Below are 8,639 nucleotides of genomic sequence, written 5' to 3'. Positions count from 1 at the left end.
CCACTGGTGAGCGTCCGCTGCCTGACGGCGGTGTGGCGCTCGGGGGTGACACCGGATCCAAGGGGCGAGGAGTAGCTTGCGGATTCCCGATGAGTCCCACGACAGCGACCGCTTCCTCCCTGCCCACCGTGGTGGGACCGCATTTCACGCTGGCCTCGTCCGCACGCCTGCTGGGCACGCTCCAGGTGGGGCGCGGGGCGGTCATTTCCCGAGGCACCGTCGTGCGCTCGGTCGGAGGCTCCGTGATGATGGGGGCCTCCTCCACACTGAGAGAGGACGCGGTGGTGGTGGGCACACCGGAGCGTCCCGCCTTCATCGGTGAGAAGAGTCACCTGGGGCCGCGCTCGCTCGTCATCGGCGCGCACGTGGGTGCCCTGTGCGACATCGGGGGCGGCGCCATCCTGATGCCGGGGGTGACGCTGGGCGACCGCTGCGTGGTGCAAGAGGGCGCGGTGCTGCCCCCGGGCATGGTGGTGCCGGAGCAGTCGGTGGTGTTCGGCCGGCCCGGGCAGGTGCTGCGGGTGCTCTCCAGCGAGGACCTGGCCCAACTGCAGCAGCGCCGGGGCGGAGACATGACCCTCTCCTCGCAGCCGTTGACCTCTTTTTCCGCGCGGGACCGCGCCGAGGATGCACCCATGGGCCAGCTGTATGCCTTCCGCGACCGCCACCCCTTCGTCCACCCCACCGCCACCCTCTTCTCCTCCGCGGAGATCTCCGGCGACGTCGTCATCGGCGCGGGCGCCATCATTGGCGCGGGCGTGAAGATCACCGGCGACCTCAACGGCCCGGTGCGCATTGGCGCGCGGGTGCAGGTGCTGGAGAACACGGTGCTGCACCTGCTGCCGGACACCATGCTGGTGCTGGAGGAGGGCGTGGTGGTGGGCCCGGGCTGCGTGTTGCACGCGTGCCATCTGGGCGCGGGCACGGTGGTGGAGCCCGGCGCCATCCTCTGCGAGGGCAGCCACCTGGGCAAAGGCTGTCACGTGGCCGCCGGCACCCTGGTGAAGGCGCACGCGGTGTTCCCGGACTACGCGCTGGTGGAGGGCTTCCCCGCCGTGCAGGTGGGCACGCGCACGTCGCCGCCGGAGCCGCCGCGCTGGGTGTTGCGTCCGGAGGACCTGCCGGGCCTGCGGCGCATGGGCTGAAGCTCCGTTCGCACGACGGGTTGATCCACCAGGACTGCTCGGGCATCGTCGGAGGCCATGGGCAGGCTTGAGCAGATAGAGGCAGTCCGAGCGGTGTTCGAGGTCGTGGGGCCCCTCTTCCTGGGGCTCCTCACCGGCGCGCTCCAGGAGAAGTACGTGTTCCCCTGGATGGTTCAACGGATGGGAGGCCTGGCCCGGTGGATCTCCACCCCTGCCAACGTCTTCCTGGGCGTGCTGATCATCTGCGTCTACCTGGCGGTGGCGGTGGCGTGTCATGCCTCCAACGCCCCGGAGACGCTGGCGTGGCTCCAGGCACACGCCGGCTTCCGGCCCCCGCCCGGGTCGCTCCGGATCGCCTTCTTCGCGGCGACCTTCCTCTGCGGGCACGGCCTCGTCATGCTCGGGGCGTCCCCTGCCGAGGAAGAAGGCGGACTCCCCGCGGATCCGCGCGCCGGCAGGCGCTCGTAGGCGCGAGGGCTACACCCAGAACACCACGTCGCGCTCCGCGTCCTCGGGCCCGGGGCCGTGCGCCCCTTCGCGCAACCAGCGGCGATAAGCCTCCACGTCCGCGTGGTGCAGATCCGCCTCCGTGCCCGAGTACACGCCGCCCCCGGGCCCGTCCGTGAGCCCCTGGCGCTGCGTCTCCATGATGACGACGTCCTGCTGGATGACCTGGCGCGTGTACCAGCGCACGAAGGGCGTCAGCGCGCGGCCCACCCACGCACCCGGAAGGTCCACCGGCAGCCGGTAGCTGATGGCCGTGTACACGAGCGTGTCCGTGGGCCCGATGGGCGTGCACTGCGAGTTGATGGCGAAGCCGCTGTCACCCCACTGGTAGTCCACGCGGGTGATGTTGGGCACGATGAACTCATCCGTGTGCACCAGCGGCAGGCCGCGCGGGTTGAACAGGCGGCCCAGGCCCGTGAGCGCGTCCTCCTCCTGGAGGTACGTCATCCGCACGCGGCCCGCGTGACGCTTCACCGTGGAGGGCACCCGCTTCCGCGTGGGGTTGCGGAACCAGCCCCGGTGCACGAAGGACGTGTGCGGCACGTCCATGAAGTTCTCCACCAGGTTCGTCACGCCGTTCGCGAAGCGCGTCACCATGAAGTAGACGGTCCAGCCGCGCTCGCCCCAGTAGGGCACGCGGAAGGGCTCGGCTCGGGCCTGCTTCACGTCCTCGCCCAGGTAGACGTAGACGAGTCCGTCCTGCTCGCGCGTGGGGAAGCGAGCCAGTCGTCCCAGGTCGCAGGGCGCGGGCTTGAGGCCTTCGTGCGCGCAGGCGCTCGCGTCCAGCTTCTCTCCGCGCTGCGGCGGCCCGAGCGCCGGAATCTCCACCACCGCGCCAGACGCATCGTAGACCCAGCCGTGGTACGGGCAGCCCAGCCGTCCGTCGAACACGTCCCCCTTCGACAGCCGCGCGTTGCGGTGGAGGCAGCGGTCGCGCAGCGCGGTGGGGGCGCCGTCCGGTCCCCGGAAGAGGACCAGCCCCGTGCCGAAGAGGGTGCGCGCCAGCGGCTTGTTCGCGGGCAGCTCCGTGGAGAGACACGCCACGTACCAGAAGTCCTTCAGCGCCCCACAGCGGGCGAGGTCGGCCTCTGCCTCCAGGTCCACCGCGGGGCGGGCGTGAGGGGGGCTCATCGGATGACGTGCGTTCATGGCGTTGCTCCCGCGAACCAGTCGGACCAGCCCGGTTGACGGTGCAGGTCCACGGGCTTGATGTCGCCCGCGCGTTGTCCCAGCTGGATGCAGCGGGCTTCGTAGCGCCGTGCTCCATGCTGCACGCGCACCGCACGCACCGGCCCGAGTTGTCCCAGCTCACGTGCGTAGCGGTAGTGGTGGCCTTCGCACAGCGCGCGCTCCACGGCCGCTGCCGTGGGTTCCAGCGGTGCGTCCGTTTCCAGTTCCACGAAGAGGCGGTAGGCCGGTGGCGTTCCCCACTCGGGGGCGAGCATGGCGAAGGCGGGACGTGGGGTGCCCAGCGTGGCGTCCAGCACCGTGGTCACCCGGGCGGCGGAGAGCTTCTCGCCCACCAGGTCCGTCACCGCGTCCGCGCGGCCCATGAAGCGCAGGCAGGGGGTCGCGTGCACGAAGCCCTCCACGCGGACGAGATCGCCCAGCCGGTAGCGCAGCAGTCCGCCGGACGTGGAGAGCAGTACCGCGTAGGTGCGGCCCGCCGTCAGCTCGTGCGCCAGGAGGGGACGTGCGTTCGGTTGATCCGGCTCCACGAATTCGAGGAAGTGGCTGCGCACCGCGAGCACGGGCGCGGGTGCATCGAAGAGCGGCAGCGTGATGACACCCTCCGTGGCGAGCAGGCCCTTGCCCTGCACCTCCACGCCTTCGAAGCGGCGACAGGCGGCGTCCACCGCGTGCGCCGCCTGGGCGTCCGTCCACATGCTCAGCAGCGCGAGCTTCGGCCACAGCGTGCGCGCGGATGACACGCCTTCTCGCAGGGCGGCGCGGAGTGCGTGGGCTCTCGCCGGGTCGCGCGTCCCCTGGAGTCCCTGCACGAGCGCATCCCAGCCTGCCGTGGTGTCTCCGGAGAGGGGCACGCCGTCCGCGTCGTGCTCAGGAGGACGCAGCGTGCCTTGCTCCAGGTCTTGCGCCAGCCGCTCTCCGTGTCGCTCCAGTGCGTCCATCAGCAGCGTGAGGAAGCTGGGGTTCCACACGCTCACCAGGGACAGGTCCGCGCAGCGGATCAGGAACCACAGCGTCACGTAGCGGCAGGACTCCACGTGCGGCGCCTGCCCCACGGTTCCGGGCACCGCGAAGACGCGCGCGAGCAGCGGCTGCAATGGACGCGGGAACCAGGCGCTGTCTTCCGCCGAGCCCACCGGGATGCCTCCCGCTGTCCGCTGCTGCCTGCGACCGAGCGGGGAGATGGACCAGTAGCTCGGTCCTTCGCGCACCGCGGGGCGACGCAGGAGCACTTCGTGCAGCATGGGCGCCAGTGCGCGCTGGAACTCGCCCAGCAGGCCGCGTGTCACGGGGACTGGCTTGGATGCGCCGGAGGAACCCCCGGAGAGTTCGAAGCGCAGCACGGGTTCGCGCGTGAGCACCCGGGTTTCTCCCCGGGCGATGCGCTCCACGTCCCCTGCCATCGCGTCCGGCGTGGAGATGGGCACCGCGTCCTGGAACTCCCTCGCGGTCCGCACGGATCCGAAGTGCGCGATGCGTCCCGCCTGCACCGTGCCCTCCACCGCGCGCAGGACTCGCGCCAGACCTTCCGCTTGCGCCACTTCCGGCTCGCGCAGTGCGTGACGGAAGCGCAAGGCAGAGGGTGTCAGCGCCGCCAGCGTCGCGGTCAGCATCCCGCGCGAAGTCAGCACGTCACGTCCCCACGCGGATCCGTGAAGCGTCACGCTCGCGGCGGGCGCCACGGCGCAGCTGTCCCCACACGCTGCGCCCCAGCGCTCGCAGCAGGTCCCAGCCCCGGATCTCCACCAGGCACACCAGTTCCTCACCGTCACCGTGGCCCGGGTTGCGCTCGGCGAAGTAGGCGATGTGCGGATGCCCCGCCGCGTCCCGGTCGATGGGCGAGACGCCGTCGCGCACGCGGTAGTGCGCTCCGTCGAAGCGCAGCGTGCCGCGCCCCGCGTCGTACTGCGCCCCGAACCACCGCGTCGCCAGCCCGTGCAGGAACTCCGAGCGTCCCTCCGGCGGCGCCCAGTCCCGTCTCGGGTGCGTGCGCGGGAAGTAGTTCACCGCCAGCAGGTACGTCTTGTAGCCCCCCGACAACAGCAGCCAGTACAGCGGCCTCCACGGCCTGCGCAGCTTGCGCGCGAGCAGCAGCCGGCCGAACACCACTTGCAACGTCTTGTGCCCCCACCAGTCCGGGTGGATGACCGTGTCGCCCGAATACAGCACCTCCACCCCACCCTCCTCCGCGAGGCGCACCGTGCTGAACCCCACCAACTCCCCCGTGCGCCGCGCGTGCAGCAGGAACACGTACTGCTTCGCGTCCAGGTCCTCCTGGAAGCGCTCCGCGCTCACGCCCACGTAGCAGCACTGCATCAACGCCAACATCCGCGCCCGCGTGTCGGCGTCCAGTTGCTCGCGCCGCACGGTGGTGCCCTTCATCGCGGAGAGCATCGCTTCAGCGTCCCCCCCGCCGCGCCGTGGGACCGGCGGGCTGACGCACTTCCTGGTAGCGATCCACCTCCAACGTCACCTCCTGCGGCTCCGCGCCATACCAGTGGAGGGTCGCCTTCACCGGCCCCGCATGACGGCCCAGGCCGAAGTGCAGGCGAGGATCCGCCGACGCGGAGAAGCCTCCCATCAGCCCCACCTCGCGCACCTGCTCCACGAGCTGCCCGCCCTCCTCGTAGGAGACGACGACGCGCGTGCCCACCGCGCTCCGGTGCGTGCGCTGGCCATCCCCCACGAGCGACAGCCCCACGAAGTGCGCGTCCTTGGCCGTCGCGCGCAGCGTGTTGCGGTACAGCGACACCGGCGCGTGCTGGTTGGTGACGAGCACGTCCAGGTCCCCGTCATCATCCAGGTCCGCCATCAGCACGCCTCGCGAATTGTCCGGCGCGTCGATGCCCACCTCCTTCGCCACATCCACGAAGTGCCCCGGCCGCGCGTCGCCCAGGTTGAGGTACACGCGGCGTGCCTCGTTCGGATAGAGCACGCGCCCCCGGATGTCGCCCCACTTGTCCGCGTACGTGTGCACCTCCGGGCCCGACTGCATCAGCTTGTGGTTCACGTACCAGTAGTCGTTGCGCTGCCCCTCCGGAATGCGCCACCGCGGAGCATCCAGGCGCGCGTCCACCATGCCGTTCGCCTGCACCAGGTCCGGCCACCCGTCGTCGTCCAGGTCCCCCACCGCCGCGCCCCAGCCGAAGCGGCGCTCGTTGAGCGCGCCCCGGAACGTCGCCTCGTCCTTGAAGCTGGGAACGAAGGGGTCCTCGCCCGGCCCCACCATCCACAGCAGGCTGCCCTCCGCCTGGAGCGCGTGGTGCACGTTGGACACGTACACGTCCAGCCACCCGTTGCGGTCGAAGTCCCCCACGCTCGAGTTCATGCCCTTGTACGTGTCGCGGCCCACCTCGCCGAAGCGCTTGCCCACGACGTGGCGGAAGTGGCGCCCACCCTCGTTCAGGTAGACGTCGTCCGGCCCGAAGTCGTTGGCCACGTAGAGGTCCGTCCACCCATCGTGGTTCAGGTCCACCGTGCTCACCGCGAGCGACCAATGCGTCTCGGGCAGGCCCAGCGCCACGACATCCTGTTTCTCGAACGTGCCGTCCCCTCGCCCCCGGTAGAGCGCGTTGTGCCCGCCGTTGTTCGCGTCGTGCCAGCCGTCGTGCATGAAGCGCAGCATCCGCCGGTCGCCCGCGTACTCCGGCGCGGGGAGCTGGAAGAGGTTGAGCGGCGTGGGCGTCGGGTAGTCCGGCAGGTGCGTCGTCATCGCGTTGAGCACCAGCAGGTCCAGGTGCCCGTCCCGGTCGTAGTCCAGGAACGTGAGTCCCAGGCTCACCGCGTGGTCCGTCACGCCCGCTGCCTCCGTCACGTCCTCGAAGCCCGCCGTCCCCGTCTCGCGCAGCGTGTTGCGCAACAGCCGCACCGGCCCGAAGGCCACCGCCACCGCGAGGTCCACGTCTCCATCCCCATCCCAGTCCACGAAGGTGCCGCCGCCCGCCAGCCCCTCCTGCTTGTAGCGGGTGGCGAAGCGCTCCAGCGCGGGCACGGCGACCCGTTCGAAGCGCAGGTCGCCCAGGTTGCGGTAGAGGCCCGCGTGGAACTCCGGCGTCCCCAGCGGGTGCGTGAGGAACAGGTCCAGCTTCCCGTCCCCGTCGAAGTCCCCGGTGGCCACCGCGTCCCCCACCGCCACCAACCACTTGGCCACGTGGGCCACGCGCGGATCCAATTCCTCCAGCGTGTGCCCCATCGTGGAGGACAGACCCGCGCGCGCGAGGTCCTGCGAGTCCAGGTGGAACGCGAGCGGCGCCGAGCGCTCACCGGGCGCGGCCATCACCGCGTGCCCCGTGGCCAGCACCGCCCCCAGCCCTCCCACCACACCCACGCGCCGGAGCACGTCCGGGGACAAGAGCCGGCGCAGCGACTCACGGCCCCCCGCGCGCCAGGCCGCCCGGGCGTGCATGAACACGAAGCGGCAGGTGGCCACGGTGAGCGCCGCGTAGAAGAACGTGTAGACGCTCTCCTTCAGGTGCAGCACCAGGTCCACGCAGGTGATGGCCAGGGCGAGCAGCACCTGCCCCTTGCGCGTGCCCGGCGACGTGGCCGGGTCGGTGAGCATGTAGAAGACGAAGATGAAGAACGAGGGCGCGCCCAGCGTGCCCAGGAAGAGCACCTCCGGCGGCAGGTGGTGGCGCAGGATGAACGCGCGCAACGCCGTCTGGAGCGCGTAGAAGCCGAGGAAGCTCACCACCAACCAGCCCCGGCCCACGCGGAAGAAGAACAACACCAGCGCCGCCATCACGATGAAGGCCGACAGCGCCACCTCGCCGTTGGCCCACTGGTACGCGGGCGCCGCGGTGATGAGCTCGCGCGTGACGAGCAGCGACACCGCCACCGCGAACATCGACGGGTTGAAGACGTGCCGCCCCTGGAACGTCAGCACGTACTTGGAGCCGATGGCCAGCCACACCGGCAGCCACAAGAGCGTGCTCGCGTGCGAGTAGTTGAGCAGCAGCGCCAGCGAGCAGCACGAGATGTACGCGGAGAGCGGCACCACCTTCTGCCGCTTGAGCAGCCACCCGAGCGCCGCGTCCAGCAGCGTGCCGGACACGACCAGGAAGGCCATCTGCCCGGGGCTGCGGTTGAAGCCGAAGAAGGTGAAGCCGAGCACGCCGTAGAGCGTGAGCAGCGCCGCGAAGGGCAGCCTCGGGTCGTTCCACCGGGGGAAGACCCAGCCGTACAGGGTGATGCGGGGGGTGGGCGGCACTGCCGCCGCCGGGGTCTCAACGCTCATGGCATCCGCCTTCGCGGCGGATACTACATGGCGCTGCCTGCTCCGACAGACGCTCCTCCGGACTGTGTCACTGGGGTTTCTTGAGGCTGCTCGGCAGCTGCGTCAGGCTGCCTCGATGCCCCCGGTGCGCCTCCGAAGGCAATCCACGCTACAAGTGCCCTCCCGAACCTCTCGTGCTGGGAACCCCGGCCGCGCTCCTCCTGATGCTCTCTTCTTCGACCCGCGTGTTGCTGGTGCTGTGCCTGATGGCGTGCGCGGGCGCGGCGGTGTTCTTCCGGCGCCGGCAGAACGCGGGGCGCGCGCGCGGCGGGCGCATCTCCGGACCCAAGCTGGCGTGGCTGCTGTACGCGGTCTTCCTCTGGTTCCTCGTGTGCCCGCTGGTGGCGCTGGATGCGTCCGTGCCCGGCGAGGCGCGCATCGTGCTGGGGGCGTTCGCGGTGTCCATGTGGCTGCGCGGGGCCGCGGAGCTCTACATGCTCTATGTGTCCCGCAACTGGCGGCCGCCGTATGGCGTGGGACATGACCTGGGGTGTATCGCGCTCGTGGGGGCGGGGCTCGTGTAC

Annotated in this window: 6 protein-coding genes and 1 pseudogene; 3 read left to right on the top strand and 4 right to left on the bottom strand. The window is 70.8% G+C overall.

The annotated features are described in order from the left end of the window. Window positions 1–89: 89 nt before the first annotated feature. The gene (locus tag D7V97_RS35855) at window positions 90–1,145 is read left to right on the top strand and encodes a gamma carbonic anhydrase family protein (protein ID WP_120615118.1); all 1,056 of its coding nucleotides are present in this window, start codon (window positions 90–92) and stop codon (window positions 1,143–1,145) included. Between the two features lie 57 nt (window positions 1,146–1,202). Continuing rightward, a complete protein-coding gene (locus tag D7V97_RS35850) occupies window positions 1,203–1,613 on the top strand; it encodes a hypothetical protein (RefSeq protein WP_147445114.1) in 411 nt (136 codons plus the stop codon). Between the two features lie 9 nt (window positions 1,614–1,622). On the opposite strand, the gene D7V97_RS35845 is transcribed toward D7V97_RS35850, so the two are convergent. The 4 genes from D7V97_RS35845 to D7V97_RS35830 are packed head-to-tail and all read right to left on the bottom strand — an operon-like array spanning window position 1,623 to window position 8,076. Beyond that, window positions 1,623–2,783 carry an aromatic ring-hydroxylating dioxygenase subunit alpha gene (locus D7V97_RS35845; protein ID WP_120615116.1) on the bottom strand — a complete coding sequence of 387 codons (1,161 nt, stop codon included), beginning with the start codon at window positions 2,781–2,783 and terminating at the stop codon, window positions 1,623–1,625. Window positions 2,784–2,797: 14 nt separating this feature from the next. After that, the gene (locus tag D7V97_RS35840; protein WP_233583431.1) at window positions 2,798–4,471 is read right to left on the bottom strand and encodes a GH3 auxin-responsive promoter family protein; all 1,674 of its coding nucleotides are present in this window, start codon (window positions 4,469–4,471) and stop codon (window positions 2,798–2,800) included. Between the two features lies 1 nt (window position 4,472). Continuing rightward, window positions 4,473–5,234, bottom strand: a complete 762-nt coding sequence (locus tag D7V97_RS35835) for a hypothetical protein (protein ID WP_120615114.1) — start codon at window positions 5,232–5,234, stop codon at window positions 4,473–4,475. 4 nt (window positions 5,235–5,238) lie between these two features. Continuing rightward, window positions 5,239–8,076, bottom strand: a complete 2,838-nt coding sequence (locus D7V97_RS35830; RefSeq protein WP_120615113.1) for an FG-GAP-like repeat-containing protein — start codon at window positions 8,074–8,076, stop codon at window positions 5,239–5,241. A 173-nt stretch (window positions 8,077–8,249) separates the two neighbouring features. Here D7V97_RS35830 and D7V97_RS35825 point away from each other — a divergent pair. Next, a pseudogene (locus tag D7V97_RS35825) lies at window positions 8,250–8,639 on the top strand (hypothetical protein); the annotation flags it as partial.

The organism is Corallococcus sp. CA053C, from assembly GCF_003611675.1.
GTDB lineage: Bacteria > Myxococcota > Myxococcia > Myxococcales > Myxococcaceae > Corallococcus.
This window is presented reverse-complemented; position numbering and strand designations above follow the sequence as displayed.

What these genes read in the sequence shown, in the direction of transcription:
- D7V97_RS35855 (WP_120615118.1), top strand. Translation starts at nt 90, where the DNA reads ATGAGTCCCACGACAGCGACCGCTTCCTCCCTGCCCACCGTGGTGGGA.
- D7V97_RS35850 (WP_147445114.1), top strand. Translation starts at nt 1,203, where the DNA reads ATGGGCAGGCTTGAGCAGATAGAGGCAGTCCGAGCGGTGTTCGAGGTC.
- D7V97_RS35845 (WP_120615116.1), bottom strand. Translation starts at nt 2,783, where the DNA reads ATGAGCCCCCCTCACGCCCGCCCCGCGGTGGACCTGGAGGCAGAGGCC.
- D7V97_RS35835 (WP_120615114.1), bottom strand. Translation starts at nt 5,234, where the DNA reads ATGCTCTCCGCGATGAAGGGCACCACCGTGCGGCGCGAGCAACTGGAC.
- D7V97_RS35830 (WP_120615113.1), bottom strand. Translation starts at nt 8,076, where the DNA reads ATGAGCGTTGAGACCCCGGCGGCGGCAGTGCCGCCCACCCCCCGCATC.